Genomic DNA, 18,918 nt, shown 5'->3' with positions numbered 1-18,918 from the left:
GCGGAGGTCCGGTCCGACGATGCGGGCCGAGCGGTTCGGGCGTCCCCTATCGAGCGTCCTCCTGCGCGTCGAGACCCTCTTCGTCCATCTCCGCCGCCGCGGCGAGGATCACGGGCAGGCGCCATGCGGCACCGAGCCGCACTCTGCGCGGAGGCAGCTCCTCATCGGGCTGCTCCTCGTCGGACTGCCCTTCTTCGGACTGCTCTCGACCGGCGTGCGGATCCGACTCGTCGTTCGTTCGCGCCGGTTCGGCGTCCTCGGGCCCCAGTTCGTCGGCGCGACGATCGTCCCAGTTCATCTTCATCAGCAACGCAGACTTCCCCTCAACAGCTTCCCCTCCCCAGGGGATCCACCGCGGCCCGCCGGGTGACCGGTGCACGCGCGATGAAATCGATGCCGACGACTTCGGGTCGCCGCCGACGATTCATTCAACGCACGAAATCTGGGAGCTTGCCCTGATCCAGAAGAATTCACCCTCCGCGTCACCCGAAGCGCACGACGCGGATCCCGCGGCTCAGAGGTACCCGGCCTCCGTCGCGAGGCGCACCGCGTCCGCCGCGGCGGACACGCCGAGCTTGCGGTAGAGCGAGGCCTGATGGCTCTTCACCGTGTTGGGCGAGCGGAACAGCGCCTTCGCGATCTGGTCCCTGGTCTCGCCCTGGGCCAGCCGGACCAGCACGGCGAGCTCGCTCTCCGTGAGGGACGGCGTGTCGAGGACGCCCCTGTCGCCGCGGGTCTTCACCTCCGGCAGCAGTTCGGGGATCCGCTCGGCGACGAGCTCCAGCAGACTCGGAGCGAGTATTCGCATCACCGCGATCTCATGCGGCCCCGACCGACGGTTGAGCTCTTCGAGCTGGTCCACGGCGGCCCTCGCCGCTGCGGAGTCGCCGCTGAGGTAGTGCGCGAGCCCGAGGACGAGACTGCGCTGCCGTTCGGCCTGCCGCAGCCCCTCGGTCATCGGGCGGGCGGCATTGAGCTCACGGATCGCCGCCTTGGGCGCGCCGCTGGCGATGCCGATCATGCATCCCACGATGACGGCGGGCCAGCTGCGATCCTCCACGGCCTTCATCTGATTCTTGGCGCCGGGCACGTTCCCGTTGAGCAGCGCCTCGAACGCGAGCGCCACGTGCGGGACGGAAGAGTTGAGGGCGGTGCCGTTGGTGCCCATGCCGGCGGCGACGAGCGCCTCGATGCGCTCCCTGGCCTCGAGACGGCGCCCGGCGAGCACCCCTTGGCGTTGCAGCCCGAGAAGATACAGCGGCCACAGCTCTCCCATGGATCCGTACGTCAGCTGCAGGATCCGGGTGAAGGCCCCGACCGGATCCTGCTCGGAGACGAGCGCCTCGACGAGAACCTGCTCCGGGTCGAGCTGCGACTCCATCCAGCTCTGGGTGCGGGGCGTGGTGCGCGCCTCGGCCAGATGCGCGCGCGCCACCGCCGGATCTCCGTACAGGACGTGGATGAGCGCCGAACGCAGGTGCGCCTCGCGCAGATAGAACCGCAGCGCCGCAGGCGTCGGCACGCACAGCGTCCGCCCGTACAGCGAGAGCGCCTCGCGGAACCGTCCGAGCAGCAGCGCGGTGACGGCCGCCTGGGTGAGGAACAGACTGCGGATGCCGTTGGTCGGATCCAGCACCGAGGGGACCGCGGCTTCGATCTCGGGCAGCCGGATCAGCACCTCATAGGCGCGGGCGACATCTCCGTGCAGTCGGGCGTGCCACGCATCGGTCACGACCAGCCAGCGCCGCAGATGCGCGGGCAGATGCGGTGAGCGCGACAGCGCCCGATCCTCGGTGAGCGCCTCGGCACCCTCCGGAGCGAGCATGCGGGCGACGAGCGCCACCTCCGCACTCGCACGGACGGCGTCAGCGGGGAGCCCCACGATGATCGCGGTGAGCTCTTCGGTCGGCAGCGTGAACCAGGCCTCCACCGGGCGAGTGGCGAGCAGGTGGACGACCGCAGCGTGGTCGCCCGCCGCTTCGGCATCGCGAATCCTCTGCGCGATATCCGGCATCTGACACCATCCCCGCTGGCTATCCCCGTGCGACGAGCATACGATCCAGACCTCGGATCGACGGCAGGAAGGCGCGCTATGACGCGGATTCTCAGGGATCCCGCTCAGATGGTGCAGCAATAGGGTCGTCCTGCGCTCGTCGGAGCAGTCCTCGAGCCACCAGATCGGCGACGAACCCGTCCACGGCGTCGGTGATCGCCGCACTGTCCCGGTCGACGCTGCCGGCGGCGCGATGAGCGACCGTGCCCGCCCCCGCGTCGCACGCGGCGCGCCAGATCACGGCCGCGGTTCCCGCCAGCACCACGATGGGCCCCTGCGGAAGCCGGGCCACGTACACGGCGTCGTCCTGGTCGATCACGCCGACGTCGGCCGCCGGCCGATAGCGGTTCACGCCTCGCCCCCGTTCGACGACCGATCCGTCGGCGTCGGATCCGTGGCGGGTGCTCGCGGCGCCGACGTCTCACCGGGTGCCGCCCCGCCGCGGAACCGGGTCGCGACAGCGAGGGTCACCTCGCGCACACCCTGCGACGTGCGCACCAGGAACTCGCGTGCGATCTCCGCGGGCCGTGGCCGGCGTCCGAGCTTGTGCGTGAGGCGCTCGGTGTTCACGAGCGGCGCCCGCAGCACCAGCCCGATCCTGTCCCGCAGGGTGCGGCCAGCGCGCACCCTCCCCATCCAGTCCTGCGTGCGCGTCCCTCCCTGCGAGGCCACCTTCCACAACAGGTACTCGCGCCGGTGGGCGTAGCGCTCGAGCTCGCCGTGCGCGGCGGCGAAGGCCACGGCGGCGTCCAGTCGCTCGACCAGCGCAAGGCAGTCGCGACGCGCGGGCTCGTCGAGCGCGTCCCATACTCGCGCCGCCGTGTCCCCCATGCCCCCGGCGCGTGCCGCGTTCAACGTGAGCAGCATCGCCTGCGCCGTGATCGAGGGCACCGCGCAGGGCAGCCCGGCCGCCCTCGCCTCGGCACGGTCGGCCCAGAGCACCTCGAACGCCCGGTCATCGGCGATCCCGACGCCGGGGAAGCGCCGGTGCAGGTCGAGGTGCCCCCAGTCCGGGTGGAAGTAGGTCTGCGCGTGCTCGAACGAGGAGTTGTTGCGGAAGGTGCTGTACACCGTCCACCCCTGGGCGAGCAGTGCTCGATGCAGCGCGGGGATCCCGGCCGGTTCGACGAGCACGTCGACGTCGGTGCCCACGAAGCGCGGGCCGAGCAGTGCGGGGTCGGTCATGCTCCCCTTGATGTGCAGCAGGCGTGCGCCGACGCGCTCGGCGATCACCTGCACTCCGGCGCGCGACATCTCCAATCGCACCCCCGGCGGGATCCGCTCGACGATCTCCGCTGACACGGCGCCAGCCTACGGCACCCCGGACGGCGGCGCTCTGGTGGGCGCGGAGCGATCGGTGCGAAGAAACGGCGCCTCCACCTCGGCACGATCTCGGGCTGCAGCGGATGGGCCGACCGACGGCGGCTCCGAGCCCCGGAATCGGATTCTCGTCGCTCGCGTCACTTTCGCCGCCGCCCGCACTCCTTCACTCATGGGGACGGTGGCAACCCGGCCACCGCGGAATCTGGGGAGTAACAAAGCATGGAACAGCTCGACAACGAGCAGGGCCCGAAGAAGGTCATCTCACGGCGCACGATCGTCAAGGGGGCGGCATGGTCGCTGCCCGTCGTCGCCGCAGCGGTCGCCGTGCCGGCACACGCCGCGTCGAACGGCGTCGTGGTCAACCCGAGTGCTCAGCCGGTGCCGACGGGCGTCTGCACGCCGCTCGGCAACATCAGCTTCACCATCACGAACAACGGCGCGCCCGTCGCCGGCCAGGCCATCATCGTCACGCTGCCTCCCGCCGCGCCCGCGGGTCAGTCATCCTTCCACTGGGACGACAACACCACCGGGCCGAAGACCTTCACCTCGGACGCGAACGGTGTGGTCGACCTCACGAACCACATCGTCACGAGCTCGACCCCCGGCACCTACACCGTGCTCAGTCAGGTCGCTCCGAACGGCGCCACGTCGAGCATCCAGGTCATGGTCTCCGGGATGTGGATGGGCGGCCTCCAGCAGGGATACGGCGGAACCGGGATCCACGGGGTGTACAACAGCACGCCGGCGGACCCGAGCAACCCCGGAACCCCGGACTACTACTCGTACTGCGTGGAGCACAACGTCTCGGCGAAGTCGAACATGGCGGCGACGGCCGGTGGCCTCGGCACGTTCCTGGGCAGCAACTATCTCACCGGCAGCGCAGACATCTACAGCAAGGTGCTGTGGATCATCCAGAACAGCTACCCGGGGATCACCCTGAGCGCGTTCTCGGCGGCGGTCCAGGCGGCGTCCGCCGCAGCCAACCCGGCGCGCCCCTTCACCGCGCCGCTCAGCGTGAACGATGCGATCGAGGCGACCCAGTACGCCATCTGGCGCTACACAGACCTGGACTTCGACGCGAGCTGGAACTTCCAGACGCCGAACTCAGAGGCCGCGTACTGGTATCTCATCGATCAGATCAACGCGGGCCAGCGCGGCACGCAGTCCGGCACCACGGGCCTGATCACCGCGGAGGCGAAGACGGTGTGCGGCACCCCGACCGGCGGCAGCCACGCCCAGTGCCAGATCCTGGTCGTCCCGGCCTGATCGACACAGGAATCGGATCCGCCGCCGGGCCTGGGAGCGCAGCTCCCGGGCCCGGCGGTTCTCGCATATTCCGTGCGCTCTCGCGGATCGATCCGATAGCCTGACCAGATCCTGCGTTCACCCGAAGCGCAGATCCGTTGCCAGTGCGGAGGGATGCCGCACCGGATGAGCCTCGTTCCTGGGGAGGGTTCGTGGTGGACGTACGCACCGATGCAGAACTCCTGCGCGCGCTCCGCGACGGAGACAAGCGCGCCTATGCGGCGCTCTGGGAACGCCACTCCCCTGCCGCGCAGCGCTATGCGCAGCGGCTCACGTCCGCGCGCGCGGACGATCTGGTCTCGGAGTCGTTCCTCGCGATCTACCAGCAGGTGACCACGACCGACGCGGGGCCGCAGTTCGCCTTCCGGTCCTACCTGAAGACCGTGATGCGCAACACCGCGATCCGCTGGTCCAAGGACGCGGATCAGCTCATCCTCACCGACGAGCTCGATGCGGTCGACGAGCGCGATGCCCTCAGCATCGCCGAGACCGACAGCGACGCCGGCGACGTCCTCACCGCACTCCAGGCTCTGCCCGAGCGATGGCAGCGGGTCCTGTGGCTCGCGGAGGTGGCCGAGGCGGGGCGCCCCGAAATCGCCCGCGAACTGCAGATCAAGCCCAACGCGGTGTCCGCCCTGCAGCGCAGAGCCAGGACCGGTCTGAAGTTCCAATGGCTGACCCTCCAGGTGCCCCCCGCGCTCCGCGATGACGAATCGCACGCCGCGCGCCTCTTCCCGCAGTATCTGACCGAGCCCACCAACGTCGCGATCTCGACCGAGGTGAATCTGCACATCGCCGACTGCACTCCGTGCCGGGCGCTGCTGCACGACACCCGCGGCGCTGCCTCGCGCATGGGCGGCAGCACGCTCGCGGTGCTGCTGGGCACCGCCGGCATCGGCACCGCCACGGCGACGCTCTCGTCGGCCACGACCGCCACCGCGATCGCGGTCGCCGTGGGTGCGGGCGCGGGAGCCGTCACCTGGCTGATCGGCGGAGGGGTCGCCGCTGTCACGGCCGGCGGCCTCGTCATCACCTCCCTGTTCACGGTGGGGCCCGCCGCAGCCATGCCGGAGCCGGCGCCGACGCAGGTGCTGGTGCAGGCGTCGCCGAGCGTCCCGCCGCCCCTCATTCCCGCCGTCGGCGACTCGTCGCAGCCACCCGGACCGTCCACGCCGGTCGCAGCGCCAGGTCAGGTCGATCCGGCGGATCAGGGCATCTCCGATCGGTACACCCTGGAGTATCAGCCGCGGCCCTCTCCCGCGAGCAACGTCCCCGACCCTGCGCCCACCTCCGAGCCGGGCACACCCGCAGACCCGAGCGCGACACCCGGCCCGACGCCGACACCGACCGCAACACCCACGCCGACGACCGGCACCCCTGTGCCGTCCCCCGGCGTCACCACCCCGGCGAGCACCTCCGGCTACATCTCCCCGATCATCGCCGGCAAGACGGCGCCGGGTGCCAATGTGGCCGTTCAGCTCGACACCCGGCGGTTCACGCCCACCGTCGCGGCGGACGGGTCGTGGACGTTCGACACCCGGGGGCTGGAGCTGACTGCGGGCGACTACAGGTACCAGACCTGGGCCTACACCGGCACGACGTCATCGCCCGCCACTCAGGGCACGTTCACCGTGCTTCCCATCCAGGTGCGCGGATTCGAGGACATCACCGGGTTCGAGGACCTGACCGCCGATGAGGCCAGGACGACGGGACTCATCGTTGAGTTCCAAGGGCCCGCGAACGGCACCATCTACGTCAGCACGATGGAGGGCCACACCGGATTCGTGGCGCTCGACGCCAACGGCTACGCGAAGCGGCGCCTGCTGGTGAACTCCTACGGCTGGTACTGGTTCACCATGCGCTACATCGATGGCGACGGCTACTGGGGCCCCATCTGGGAGCACAATCTCGACGTCTACGACCCGACCTCGGTGTACGACCCGATGGGCCCGAACCCGGACGACATGACGTTCCAGTTCGTCGTGCCGTGAACCCGCGCCCGACGTCCGACGAGCACGCCTGATCACGCGTCCGCTGGATCCTCCCGTCGCTGCACCCGCACCGTCTCGACGACGAAGGTGATGCCGACGACGAGCACCGCCGTGACCAGCCAGAACCACGGCGTGAACGTGCTCGCCAGCATCAGTCCGATGAGCACGAGCACGAGCGCCGACGCCCGCGCCGGCAGGGTGCGACGCAGGATCAGCACCCACGTCGCGGCGAAGTAGGCGGCGACCGGCACGGTGAGCGTCGCGGCGAGCGCGACGCTCGGCGCCCCGTGCCCCTCTTCGAGAACGGCGAGCACATTCTCGATGCCGACGGAGAACGCCCCCGCGGCGGCGAAGACGACGAAGTGGCCGTAGCCGAACCCCATGGTGGCCCGCAGGCCGCCGACCAGTTCGTCGCGAGGCAGCGCGAAGTAGCACCACCACATCCCGGCGAGCACGGCAAGGGCGGTCGCTGCGACGCCGATGTAGGTGAGCGCACCGTGGTGCTCGATCGCGACGAGCATGGCGGCGGTGGAGCCGACGACGGACTCCCCGAGCAGGATCAGGGTGAACGCCCCGAACCGCTCCGCGATGTGATGGGGGTGCCACGGCGTCGAACGGGCGCGTTCGGCGAACACCGGCACGAGCAGTTCCAGTGCCACCATGACGAGGAAGCTCGGCAGCTGCAGTGACGTCGGCAGCAGCGGCTGACGCAGGACCCAGAGCACCTGCACCACGGTGATCGCGACCGCATAGCGGAGCGCGGTCACCCGGTATGCGGGGCTGGCGTACGCGACCCGGATCCACTGCGCGACAGAGCACAGTCGCAGCACGACGTAGCCGATGACGACCCACGTGAAGTCGCCCTCCAGGATGCCGGTCCGCGAGCCTGCGGCGATCGTGATGGCGCCGCCCATCTGCACGATCACCAGGACGCGGTAGAGCCAGTCGTCGGTGTCGAAGCTGGTGCCGAACCAGGTCACGTTCATCCACGCCCACCAGATGGCGAAGAACACCATGAGGTACGCGCCCACGCCGCCGAGGAGGTCGCCCTCGGCCGCGAGCTGATGCATCGCGCCGGACGAGATCCCGACCGCGGCGGCGAAGACGAGGTCGAACAGCAGCTCGAGGTTGCTGACGCCCCGGTCCGCCTCGCCCACGGCGCGCGGACGCATGCGCACCAGCCCGAATCGTGGCAGGGACCCCCGCCGGTCCCCGCGGCCCGAAGCCTGTGCGCTCATGCGGCCCGGATCGTCATCGACGAGATCAGCCCGTCCACCACCAGGAACTCGAATCGGCTCGGGCCGTTCGCGAACGAGGACCGCCAGTCGCCCGTGAGGACCACCAGAGCCTGACCGGATCCGGGATCCTGCGCCGGTGCCCCCTCTTCCACGTGCGTGACCGTGAGCACGCCCTGGGCGCCGATCAGTTCTCTGCTGCTCCAGGTGTCGATGTCCTGCCGCCCCCGGTAGATCGTCCCCCAGTCGTCCACGAAGCCGCTCGCCGCGAACGCATCGAGGAATCCGACCTCGTCGAGCGCGGCCAGCCGGTCCAGCGCCATCTTCACCGTCGTGTTCTGCACCTCGGCCATGCGGAGCTCCTCCCCAGATCTCGGGCTCACAGCGTGTTCGCCCTCTGCATAGAAGGAGACCTGTCGCCCTGATTGGTGATGGAGAGCCGCACGGATCGGCATGAGGACGCGTGGATCCAGCGCTCCGCATCACTTCCCGGGGGTCGGTGACAGCATGACACCCGGGGCGCCTGAGCGGCCCCGGGTGTCATGGGTTGGGTGCGTGCGTTACGCGCGAGCGCGGCGCAGCAGCGTCAGCGTCAGCCCGATGGCCACCAGCGCGACAGCGGCGACGCCGAGACCGATCGGGACGTCGCCACCGGTGGTAGCGAGGGCACCCTTGGCCGGCACGGGCGAGGCGGTCGGCTGCGGCGTCTCGGTGACCGGCGGGATGACCTTGGTGTCGATGCTCGCCGCAGCGGAGGCACCGAGCTCGGTGCCCGCGGGCGACAGCGCGGTCGCGGAGGCCACGTTCTTCAACGGGGATCCGGTGATGTCGCCCGCGGCCGTGACGTAATCGGCGGTGCAGGTGAGGGTCTCGTCCACGTCGAGCGCCTCGACCTCAGGGCAGTCGATCGCACTCATCGTGCCCGTGCCGCTCACCGGCCCCGGGTCCGCGATGGCGATGTCGTGCAGCGGCAGCTCACCCGTGTTGGCCACGACGAAGGTGTAGGTCACGTGCTCGCCGGCCTTCGTGACGACGGACGGGCTCACGGACTTCGTCAGCTCGAACGCCGGGACGAGCGCCCGGACCGTGGCGGTGGGGGTGCCGATCAGGCCCGACGCGCCCTCGATGACGTTGGTGTAGGAACCGCCCTCTCCGATGACGACATCGACGGAGATCGTGCACGAGGTCGCGCCCTGCGCGAGCTTTCCGCCCGAGACCTCCACTGCGCCGTCCTCGGCGTTCACCTCGGCGCCGCAGTCGTTCGCGATGTTCGGAATGGGGGCGACGACGATCCCGGCGGGAAGGTTGTCGGTGAAGGACCAGCCGCTCTTGGCGCCGAGTTCGCTCGTGTTCGTCACGGTGAGGTTCAGCGTGACGGGCTGTCCGGCCTCGACCGTGTCCTGCGAGAACGACTTCGAGAGCGTCGGGGTCACGTCGTAGAAGCGGATGTTGTCGTACGCGAAGTCGTTGCCGCCTCCGCTGGTCTGCAGGTTGCGGACCACCAGCTCGGCAGCACCGGCGGCGTCGGCCTGGAAGGCGGAGCTGCGGAACGTGCCGGTGCGCACCTCTCGACCGCCGACGTCGACGGAGTGCCCGGTATCGCAGGCGACCGACGGCGCACCGGCGAAGACGACCTCGCCGGACGGCAGCTGCAGCCCGAACTGGATCGTGGAGTGGGCCGAAGCGATCGCGCAGTTCACCTCGGCGATGTCGATGCTCGCCGCGTAGTAGTGGTCCTTCTTCAGGACGATGCCGCTGTCGGCGGACTTGCTCAGCAGGGTCGCCCCGGCAGGTCCGTTCGCGTCGGTATACGCAGCGACGACGTGGTTGGTGCCGGATCCGTCTCCGAGCACCTGAGCGAGCTCGGACAGCCGGGCCTGCGAGGGCGGGTTGCTGCAGGCCGCGCCGGCGCCGGTGAACGGCACACTGCCGTCGTGCTGAACGACCAGGCCGTTGCAGGCGGCGGCGTCGAGCCAGAACGGATCCGCCGTGTAGGTCGCACCGCTCGCGCCGACATAGTCGGTCAGCGAAGTGACCGCGGATCCGACGTTGTTCTCGAACGTCTCCTCGAACACGAGGCTCGGCGCGGCCGGAGCCGCGGGAGCCGGGGGTGCGGCGAACGCCGCGGCGGGCACGGCGAGGGCGCCGAGGGCGACCGCTGCTGCGGGCAGCAGGAGTCCGATCGCGGCGCGCTTCGTGCGCAGGTCGAGCATCTTCACTGGGTTCTCTCCCTTGGGGAAGGTGCCCGGAGATCGGGTGCCGCGCTCCTACGTATCGAGCACGTCGTTCCCGCTCCCGGGCAAGGGGGCTGTTGCTTCTTCACAAGCAAGGAGTCGCGCGAGGCGTCGAGGTGACGCGAATCTGATGATCTGTTGTGAGATTTCTTGCGATGAGGTGTGAGCGCCGGTAGCGGCGCCGGCGCCCTGGGACTGCACCGGGTATCCCCGGCGTCACTTCCTCAGCAGGGATGACTCCTTAGTGGTGAGGATGCTGAGAACCTCCCCGTCTTCAGTACTCCGACCCGGTGCGGTCCGGACGTGGTGGAGCGTCAGGACTGGGGACCTGCGGCGCTCGTTGGGCCCGAGGCCGGACCGCACCGCTCTCAGCGGCGGTGCGCGAGCACGCGACGGTACGCCTCCGCATGCGACTCGGCGTGCGAGGTCCCGTGGCGGATCCGGCGGTCGCGGCTCGGGTCCGAGGTCCCGCGGCGGATCCGGCGGTCACGAAGCCCGCGGCCTGCGGGTCTCAGCGGCGGTGCGCGAGCACGCGGCGGTACGCCTCCGCATGCGACTCGGCGACCGCATGGTCGGTGGCGAGCCCGGGCGTCCTCGGCGCGGCCTCGCTCAGGCGCGCACGCAGCGCACCATCGGCGCCGAGCCGGCGCAGCGCCGCGGCGAGCGCCTCGGGGTCGCGGGGGGCGAACGAGAGCCCGTTGACGCCGTCGTGCACCCACTCGACGGGTCCGCCCTCCGCCGCGACCACCGTGGCCAGACCCGCGTCGAGATACTCCAGCACGTTGAACCCGAGCGGTTCCGCACGCATCGATGCCTGCACTCCCACGTCCCACCGTCGCAGCAGAGACTCGACGTCGTCGACGTGACCGAGCAGGCGCACCCGGCCGGCCAGTCCCAGCGCCTCGGCGCGACCGCGCAGCTCGTCGGCGTAGTCCGCGTGCCCGAACGGTGCACCCCCGGCGAACTCGAGGATCTCGTCGCCGTCACCGAACGCGCGCGCGAAGGCGTCCAGCAGCAGCAGCTGGCCCTTCCACGGGTCGATACGCGCGAGCATGCCCACGCGCAGCGGTCCCGGAGCCCTGGTGCCGCGGGGGCGTCCGGTCAGGCCGGATGCCCCGGCCATCACCTCTCGCACCGCGTTTCGGCGCAGGTGGGGTTCGGCGCTCGCGAGCGTGGCCTGCGAGTTCGCAATGACGCCATCGGCGCGCGGGAGCACGACCTTCGTCATCATCCGCAGCCCGAAGCCGCCCAGCGTCTCGCGGTCCATGATGTCGTGCAGATAGACGAGGAACGGCGTGCGCGAACCGGTCGCGGCGAGCGCGCCGTACGCCGCGGCACGGGTGCTGTTCGCGACCACCAGATCCGCCTGGCGGAAGGCCCGGTGCGTTCGCGTCGCCAGCGCCTGGGCCAGGAGCCGCGCCCCCATCGCGATCGCGCCGACCGACGATGCGCCACTGGCGCCGTACGGCTGTGCGACGCCGATCCGATGGATCGGGATCGATCCGGGGAGATCCGCGAAGACACCGTCCTCCGCCGGCTCCGGGGGAAGCAGCAGACTCGCCGTCCAGGGCGGATCCGCACGCAGCATGCGCGCGAGTCCGAGTTCGGCACCTCCCGCCACCGTCGTGTGCGCCAGGTGGGCGACCCTCGGTGCGGATGTCATCGGGCCCTCGGGAACGGACAGCGGATCTCTCCCCTCCTGAACGCGGCGCCCGCGCCGCGATGCCGGACGTCGCGGCCCCGCAGGCGCCGATGCTCGCGGGCTATCGTTAGCTGACCACGATACAGGGGGTGCCATGCGGGTGCTGCGGATCTCCCACAGCGCGAACGTGCGCGCGTGGCGGGGGCGCGAGCGGGCACTGCAGGAGCGCGGGCTCGAGGTGCGTCTGTTGACCGCGAATCGCGGCGACGCCGGCGGTGTTCCGGTCACCCTCGATGCCGATCCCGACGAGGACGTCGTCGGCGTGGGCACGTGGGGCACGCATCCGGCTCTCTTCGTCTACGACCCGCGGCCGCTCTGGCGTGCTCTCGGCGAGCGCTGGGATCTCATCGACATCCATGAGGAGCCGTTCGCGCTCAGTACCGCGGAGACGCTCGTGCTGCGGGCGCTGCGCCGTCAGCGCGCCCCGTACACGCTGTACACCGCGCAGAATCTGCACAAGCGGTACCCCTTCCCGTTCGGCTGGTTCGAGCGCCTGTCGCTGCGCCGCGCCGGAGGGATCTCCGCCTGCAACGCCGAGTCGGCCGCGATCACCGAGCTCAAGGGGTTCCCCGGGCGCGCGCGGGTGATCCCCCTCGGCGTCGATCCGGTGCCGCCGCTCACACCGTCGGCCCGCGCGAGCGACTCCCGATCCGTCACGGCACGCGGATCCGGCGCCGGGCGAGAACCCGGATCCGCCGATCGCGTCGTCGTCGGCCTGCTCGGCAGGCTCGTGCCGGAGAAGGGCGTGCTGCTGCTGCTCGACGCGCTCGTCGACGCCCCGGCGCTGCACGCCCGGATCGCGGGAACCGGGCCCCTGGCCACCACGCTCCTTCAGGAGGCGGCCAGGCGCGGAGTCGCGGACCGGGTGGACTTCCTCGGCGGAGTGGATCCCGAGGAGATCGCCGGGTTCTACGCGTCGATCGACGTGCTCGCCGTGCCGTCGCTGCCCACGCCCCGCTGGACCGAGCAGTTCGGCCGCGTCGCGGTGGAGGCGATGGCCGCGGGCGTACCCGTGGTGTCGAGCGATGCCGGCGCCCTTCCCGACCTCGTCGGCGGCGCCGGGATCGTCGTCTCCCAGGGCGACGCGCACGCCCTCGCGGACGCGGTGCAGCAGGCGGCGGGACCCCGCCGCGAGGAGCTCGTCTCGGCAGGGCTGGTGCGCGCCGCCGGGTGCTCCTGGCCCGCGGTCGCGGAGCAGTACCAGCGGATGTACGACGCCGCCCTGGCCCCGGGACGATCCGCGAACGAGGGGACCGCCGACGACCCCGAGATCGTCGTCGTCGCCTACGGCGCGCCCGACCTGCTGCGGCGCGCGCTGGAGCCGGTGCGGCACCTGTCCGTCACCGTGGTCGACAACTCCTCGATGCCGGAGATCGCTTCCCTGTGCGCGGCGCTCGGCGTGCGGTATCTCGACCCGGGCGCGAATCTGGGCTTCGGGGCCGGGGTGAACCGGGCTCTCCGCGACCGACTGCTCCCCGCCGCGGACGTGCTGCTGCTGAACCCCGACGCGGTGATCGCGCCGGAGGGCATCCGCGCCCTGCAGCGCGGCCTCGCCGCCGGCCCCACGCTCGCGAGCGTGGGGCCGGTGCAGCACGACGAGCAGGGCGTCGCCGCGCGGGCGGAGTGGGTGTTCCCCTCCCCCGGCCGCGCCTGGTTGGAGGCGGTGGGACTCGGCCGCCTCATCCGCGGGCCGCGGTTCGTGATCGGATCCGTGCTGCTGCTGCGTGCGGAGGCGCTGGACCACGTCGGAGGCTTCGACGAGCGCTTCTTCCTGTACGCCGAGGAGACCGACTGGGCCTATCGCGCGCACCTGCTCGGCTGGCGGCATGCCGTGGTGCCCGAGGCCGTCGCGACGCACGCGGGCGCCGGGACCAGCACGGATCCGGCTCGCCGCGAACGGCACTTCCACGCCAGCCAGGAGCGCTACTACCGCAAGCACTTCGGCGCGGCGGGCTGGGCGCTCGCCCGCACCGCGCAGCTGCTCGGTGCCACCGTCCGCGGCATCGCGCTGCCCGGCGAACGCGGGCGTGCCGCCGCACGACGGGCCGCGCTGTATCGCCGCGGGCCGGTGCGCGCCGAGGCCGAAGCCGAACGCCGCGCCCTGCCGGCGTGATGCGCACGCTACGCTGAGTCAGCGGCGCGCCGGGGTCCGCGCGCCGATGGGCTGCGTAGGGGATCGGACCGTGATGAGGATCGTGCAGATCGCACCGAGCGTCGCACCGGGCGCCGGCATCTCGGGTGTCGCGTGGGAGCTCGAACGAGCGTTCCGCGCCGCCGGGCACACCGTGGAGTCCCTCACCGCGCCGCAGCTCGTGCGCGTGCCCCCACGCACCCAACGGGCCGCCTGGCAGCGCCGGCTGTCGATGATCGGCACGCAGTTCCGCCTCGTCGTTCGGGGCAGCGCCCGCGCCCGGCGCTACCTCGCCGAGCGGCCGGACGCGGTCGCCCTGTGCCACGGCATGGTGCTGGCGGGCGACGTCTTCGTGAATCACGTGATCACGATCGCGGCGGTGCGCGCCCGCGGACGCGCGCTGTGGCGGGTGCTGCGCAATCCGATGGTGCCGTTCGCCTACGTCGTGGACCGGATCCGCTATCGCGGCCGCACGCATCGCGCGATCGTCGCGCTCACCTCGGCCGAGGTCGCCGAGCTGGAGCGCTGTTACGGAGTGGCGACCCCTCCGGTGCAGGTGATCCCCAACGGCGTGGACCTCGAGCGGTTCCGGCCTCCCACCGTCGCCCAACGCACAGCGGCCCGTGCCGCGCTCGGGCTGGACGACGAGCACCGGATCGCCCTCTTCGTCGGGCACGAGCTGCGCTGGAAGGGAGTGCCGCTCGCGATCGACGCCCTCGTGCACGCGCCGACCGTGATGCTGCTGGTGGTCGGCGGGGACTCCGAGACCGTTCCGCTGATGCTGCGCCGCGCCGAGCGGGCGGGGGTCGCCGACCGCGTGCACTTCGCCGGGGTGAAGACCGACCTGTCCGCGGTGTTCGCCGCAGCCGACATGTTCGTCTTCCCGACGCTCTACGAGCCCTACGGCATGGTGATCTCCGAGGCGCTGGCCTCGGGCCTGCCCGTGATCGCGACACGGCAGGGGTGCGCCGTCGACCTCGTCGAGGACGGCGTGAACGGCTACCTGGTGGATCCGGATCCGAAGGGCATCGCCGCCCGGCTCGAGCAGGTCGCGGCCACCGACGTCGCGGACTGGCGGGAGGCATGCCGGCGCAGCGTGGAGCACCTCGGCTGGGACAGGATCGCACGCCGCTACCTCGCCCTGCTGGCATCCGTGCGCCCGGACGCGGCGGATCCGACGCCTCTCTCGCCCGCGAAACCGAACTCGCGTTCCGAAACCCACGATGAAAACGTCGGTCTCGCGACGGAGGTTCGGTCTCGCGGTCAGCACACTCCCGAGCCGGACCCCGAGCCCGCCGACGGCAGCGGCGCCCGGCCCCTCGACATCGTGCACGCGGTCAGCTCGGACGGGTTCGCCGGGGTGGAGCGCTTCATCGTGCGACTCGCCGCCGCCCAGCAGGCCGCCGGCGCACGGGTGCGCGTGATCGGCGGCGACCCGGCGCGCATGTCGGCAGCGCTCGCCGGCTCCGGCGTCGGGTTCGTCCCCGCCCGCGGCAATCTCGGGGTGCGCCGCGCGCTGCGAGCGGTGCGAGGCGATGCCGATGTGGTCAACGTGCACATGACGGCCGCCGAGGCCGCCGCCGCGCTCGCCTTCGGGCGCGGCCGCAGGCCCGCCGTCGTGGCGACCCGGCACTTCGCGCAGCCGCGGCGCCGCCATGCCACGGTGCACATGAACACGGTCGCCGCCCGCGTGGTCGATGCGGAGATCGCGATCAGCCGCGCGGTGGCGGCCGAGATCGGCGTGACCTCGACGGTCGTGCACTCGGGTCTGCCTCCATCGGAGCCGACCGCATCGAGTCCGCGGGAGCGCATCGTGCTCGTCGCGCAGCGCCTCGAGGCGGAGAAGGCCACGGACGTGGCGATCGACGCCTTCGCCGCATCCGGCCTCGCCGCCGACGGCTGGCGGCTGTGGATCGCCGGCGAGGGCGCACGACGCGAGGAGCTCGAAGCCCAGGTCGCCCGGCTCGGTCTCGGCGGCAGCACCCGGTTCCTCGGATACCGGTCCGATATCGCCGCGCTGCTGGCGCAGGCGGGGCTCCTCCTCGCCCCCTGTCCGCGCGAGGGTCTGGGGCTGACCGTCCTGGAGGCGATGCAGGCGGGCCTCCCCGTCGTCGCCGCCGGAGCGGGAGGGCACCTCGATCTGCTCGACGGGCTGGAGCCCGATGCACTCTTCCCGCCCGGCGACGCGGAGGCCGCGGGAACGCGCCTGCGCCTGCTCGCCGCGGATCCGGACTCACGGGAGCGGCTCGCGACCGCCGCACAGCGGCGCCAGCGTGCCGGGTTCTCGCTCGAGGCCCAGGCCGCAGGGACGGATGCCGTGTACCGCGAGGCGATCGCCCGCCACGCCACGCCACGCGGCGCACGCGAAGGCGAGGCAAAGCGATGAGCGATCTGGTCGTGCTCTCGCTCGAGCGCTGGGACGAGGTGTGGCGACGCAATCAGCACCTGGTCTCGGGCCTGCTGCGGCAGGATCCCGCCCTCCGCGTGCTGTTCGTCGAGCCTCCGGACGACCCCCTGCACGCCCTCCGGCGGCGCGCCCGGCCGGAGTTCGGCCATGGCGCGCGCGCGGTGGCCGAGCGGCTGCACACGATCCGTCCCGTGAAATGGCTGCCCCGCCGGATGGACCCGAGAGCGGACGAGCGGATCGAACGCACCATCGCCCGCGCCGCGGCGCGGCTGGGCATGACGGATCCGCTGCTGTGGGTCAACGACCCGCGCATGGCCGGGCTCGCCCGGCGCACCGGCTGGAGGGCGCTCTACGACCTCACCGACGACTGGCTGGCCGCCGACCGGCCCACGGCGGAGATGCACCGCCTCGCGGAGGGCGAGGCGTGGCTGCTCGGGCATGCGGCAGCCGTGGTGGCCTGCTCGCCCGAACTGGCGCGGCGCAAGAGTCCGCAGCGCCCGGACATCGCGGTGGTGCGCAACGGCGTCGACGTCGACGCCTACCGCACTCCGCAGCCGCGTCCGGCGGACCTGCCCCCCGGTCCGGTCGCGCTCTACCTCGGCACCCTGCACCGAGACCGCCTCGACGTGGCGCTGTGCGTGCGGACCGCGGCGGAACTGGGCGCGGGCAACCGGACCGGCGGGGCCGGCGGCCCCGCGAGCACCGGCGACCCGGGGAGCACCGGCGACGCGGGGAACACCGGCACCGCGGGGAGCACCGGCACCTCGGGCGGGAGCACCGCGAACGCCGGCACCAGCGGGACGGTCGTGCTGGTGGGGCCGAATGCGCTCGACGAGGCCGACACCGCCCGGCTGCGCGACGCGGGCGCGATCGTGCTCGGTGCGCGCCGACGCGAGGCGGTCATCGGCTATCTGCAGCACGCGGATGCGCTGCTCGTGCCGCACGTCGTGACCGACTTCACCGAGAGTCTGGATCCGCTCAAGCTCTACGAGTACCGGGCCGTGGGGCGCCCGGTCGTGTCGACGCCGGTGGCGGGCTTCCGCGACGCCGACGACCCGCTGATCCGGATCGCGGCGACCGAGGACTTCCCCGACGCCGTGCGGAAGACGCTGGCCGAGGCCGCCGACCCGTCGCCGACCCTCCCGGCCCCGCAGGCGGCAGGGGCGGATCCGGATCCGGCCCTCTCCGCCGATTGGTCCCTGCGGGTCGCCGAGATGCAGGCCGTGCTCGTCGCGGCAGCGGGATCATGAGCGCCTCGGGCCCGGTCCCCGCCGCACGGGACGTGGCGCGCATGCAGTCGCCGAGGCGCCGGCACGGCAGCGATGCGCAGAGCGGCGTCCTCACCGTCGTCCTCTGCGTGGCGACCGCGGCCCTCGGCACGATCGCCGCGTTCGCCGTGCCCGCGGGCCTGCCGTACGACGAGCCCGCCCACTGGGCGAACGCCGTCTGGGTCGCCGTGCACGGCACCCTGCCCGTGCTCGGCGATCCCGGCGTGACCTACGAAGGTCAGCAGGCGCCGGTGTTCTACCTCGTCGCAGCCGGGATCATCCGCCTGCTCGGAACCGGCGAGGCCGGCTTCCTCGGCGTGCGACTGTTCGGCGTGCTGGGCGCCGTGCTTCTGACCTGGCTGGTCGCTCGGATCCTGCTCCGCACGATTCCCGGGCAGGCCGCAGCCGTCGTGAGCGGGACGGCGTTCGTGGCTCTGAACCCGATGCTGATCGTGATGTCGGCCTCGGTGCAGAACGACACCTGGTCGCTCGTGGCCGGGTTCGCGGCCGTCCTCGTCGCGCTCGGCGGTCCCGGCGCGAGACCGTGGGGGCGCGGACTGGTGCTCGGCGCGCTCGGCGCCGTCGCGATCATGGTGAAGATCACCGTCGCCCCTCTGGTGGGCGGACTGCTCATCGTGCTGCTCGCGCGCCGCCGCTGGCGCGAGTCGCTGGCGGCGGCGATCGTCATCGCGGCGGGCTGCACCTGGTGGGTGCTGCGCAATCTCGCGCTCTACGGCGATCTCACCGGGCAGGCGGGCGTGGACGCCGCGGGCTACCGCTTCCAGTCGGGTGGGACCGCCCCGTTCGCACTCGCCCGCGAGGCGCTCACCTACCTGACGCTGCCGGACGAATACCTCCGCAACGTCTTCGCCGCCCCCGGCTGGGTCGATGTGCTCGCCGTGCTGGTGGGAGCCGTGCTCGTCGTCGGTGCCGTGGCACTGCTCACGGTCGCCCGAGAGCGCGCCCGAGGGGTTCCGCTCGCGGTGCTCCTCGTCACCGGCGTCGCGAGCGTCGCCGCCTGGCTGCTGCAGGTCGGGCTCGGCTGGCACGTCGCGTTCCGCACCGCGTACGGCGCGCTGCCCCTGGCTGCTCTGGCGTTCGGGTCCGCGACGCTGTGGATCCGCCGCCGTCGCGGGGACTGGATCCTGTGCGCGCTGCTCGTGCTGGTGCTGCTGGTGCTGTGCGGCTGGACCGGCGTCCAGATCGCCGCGGTTGGCGACCGCGTGATGCTCCAGCTCTGACCCGCGCGCAACCCCGGTCGACGTCGGC

General features: G+C 71.9%; 14 protein-coding genes. 6 read left to right on the top strand and 8 right to left on the bottom strand.

Going from position 1 to position 18,918, the window contains the following annotated elements; translation table 11 throughout:
- Positions 1–46 precede the first annotated feature (46 nt).
- From ACFWCK_RS16540 to ACFWCK_RS16525, 4 genes are all read right to left on the bottom strand, one after another.
- On the bottom strand, positions 47–304 hold the full coding sequence (locus ACFWCK_RS16540; protein ID WP_378806881.1) for a hypothetical protein: 258 nt from the start codon (positions 302–304) through the stop codon (positions 47–49).
- A gap of 210 nt (positions 305–514) precedes the next feature.
- Positions 515–2,014 (bottom strand): LuxR C-terminal-related transcriptional regulator, encoded by a 1,500-nt coding sequence (locus ACFWCK_RS16535; RefSeq protein WP_378806880.1) that lies wholly within the window; start codon positions 2,012–2,014, stop codon positions 515–517.
- A 91-nt stretch (positions 2,015–2,105) separates the two neighbouring features.
- Positions 2,106–2,405, bottom strand: a complete 300-nt coding sequence (locus ACFWCK_RS16530) for a hypothetical protein (RefSeq protein ID WP_233312806.1) — start codon at positions 2,403–2,405, stop codon at positions 2,106–2,108.
- Entirely contained in the window at positions 2,402–3,355 is a 954-nt protein-coding gene (locus tag ACFWCK_RS16525; protein WP_378806879.1) for a 2-nitropropane dioxygenase, read from the bottom strand. Before ACFWCK_RS16525 ends, ACFWCK_RS16530 begins: the two co-directional genes overlap by 4 nt.
- 240 nt (positions 3,356–3,595) lie before the next feature.
- Between ACFWCK_RS16525 and ACFWCK_RS16520 the strand changes: the two genes are divergently transcribed.
- Together ACFWCK_RS16520 and ACFWCK_RS16515 are read left to right on the top strand one after the other, a co-directional pair.
- Positions 3,596–4,642 carry a Cys-Gln thioester bond-forming surface protein gene (locus ACFWCK_RS16520; protein ID WP_378806878.1) on the top strand — a complete coding sequence of 349 codons (1,047 nt, stop codon included), beginning with the start codon at positions 3,596–3,598 and terminating at the stop codon, positions 4,640–4,642.
- 191 nt (positions 4,643–4,833) lie between these two features.
- Positions 4,834–6,672 carry an RNA polymerase sigma factor gene (locus ACFWCK_RS16515; protein ID WP_378806877.1) on the top strand — a complete coding sequence of 613 codons (1,839 nt, stop codon included), beginning with the start codon at positions 4,834–4,836 and terminating at the stop codon, positions 6,670–6,672.
- A gap of 32 nt (positions 6,673–6,704) precedes the next feature.
- On the opposite strand, the gene ACFWCK_RS16510 is transcribed toward ACFWCK_RS16515, so the two are convergent.
- The 4 genes from ACFWCK_RS16510 to ACFWCK_RS16495 form a co-directional block, all read right to left on the bottom strand.
- A complete protein-coding gene (locus tag ACFWCK_RS16510) occupies positions 6,705–7,910 on the bottom strand; it encodes a low temperature requirement protein A (protein WP_378806876.1) in 1,206 nt (401 codons plus the stop codon).
- Positions 7,907–8,260, bottom strand: a complete 354-nt coding sequence (locus ACFWCK_RS16505; protein ID WP_378806875.1) for a nuclear transport factor 2 family protein — start codon at positions 8,258–8,260, stop codon at positions 7,907–7,909. Before ACFWCK_RS16505 ends, ACFWCK_RS16510 begins: the two co-directional genes overlap by 4 nt.
- A 207-nt stretch (positions 8,261–8,467) precedes the next feature.
- Complete coding sequence (locus ACFWCK_RS16500; protein ID WP_378807381.1) at positions 8,468–10,120, bottom strand: hypothetical protein; 1,653 nt, start codon at positions 10,118–10,120, stop codon at positions 8,468–8,470.
- A 532-nt stretch (positions 10,121–10,652) separates the two neighbouring features.
- Positions 10,653–11,804, bottom strand: coding sequence for a glycosyltransferase family 4 protein (locus tag ACFWCK_RS16495; protein ID WP_378806874.1), 1,152 nt, complete (start codon positions 11,802–11,804; stop codon positions 10,653–10,655).
- A gap of 133 nt (positions 11,805–11,937) precedes the next feature.
- Between ACFWCK_RS16495 and ACFWCK_RS16490 the strand changes: the two genes are divergently transcribed.
- The 4 genes from ACFWCK_RS16490 to ACFWCK_RS16475 all read left to right on the top strand — a co-directional run bounded on the left by ACFWCK_RS16490 (position 11,938) and on the right by ACFWCK_RS16475 (position 18,890).
- A complete protein-coding gene (locus ACFWCK_RS16490) occupies positions 11,938–13,956 on the top strand; it encodes a glycosyltransferase (protein ID WP_378806873.1) in 2,019 nt (672 codons plus the stop codon).
- Positions 13,957–14,029: 73 nt separating this feature from the next.
- The gene (locus tag ACFWCK_RS16485; protein WP_378806872.1) at positions 14,030–16,360 is read left to right on the top strand and encodes a glycosyltransferase; all 2,331 of its coding nucleotides are present in this window, start codon (positions 14,030–14,032) and stop codon (positions 16,358–16,360) included.
- A complete protein-coding gene (locus ACFWCK_RS16480) occupies positions 16,357–17,631 on the top strand; it encodes a glycosyltransferase (RefSeq protein ID WP_378806871.1) in 1,275 nt (424 codons plus the stop codon). The genes ACFWCK_RS16485 and ACFWCK_RS16480 overlap by 4 nt, the downstream gene beginning before the upstream one ends.
- Positions 17,628–18,890: a glycosyltransferase family 39 protein gene (locus tag ACFWCK_RS16475; protein ID WP_378806870.1), complete on the top strand. Its 1,263-nt coding sequence runs from the start codon at positions 17,628–17,630 to the stop codon at positions 18,888–18,890. The genes ACFWCK_RS16480 and ACFWCK_RS16475 overlap by 4 nt, the downstream gene beginning before the upstream one ends.
- Positions 18,891–18,918: the final 28 nt, after the last annotated feature.

The organism is Microbacterium sp. NPDC060117 (assembly GCF_042729315.1).
Lineage (GTDB): Bacteria > Actinomycetota > Actinomycetes > Actinomycetales > Microbacteriaceae > Microbacterium.
The sequence above is the reverse complement of the archived record's forward strand: the minus strand, read 5'-3'. Positions and strand labels throughout refer to the sequence as shown.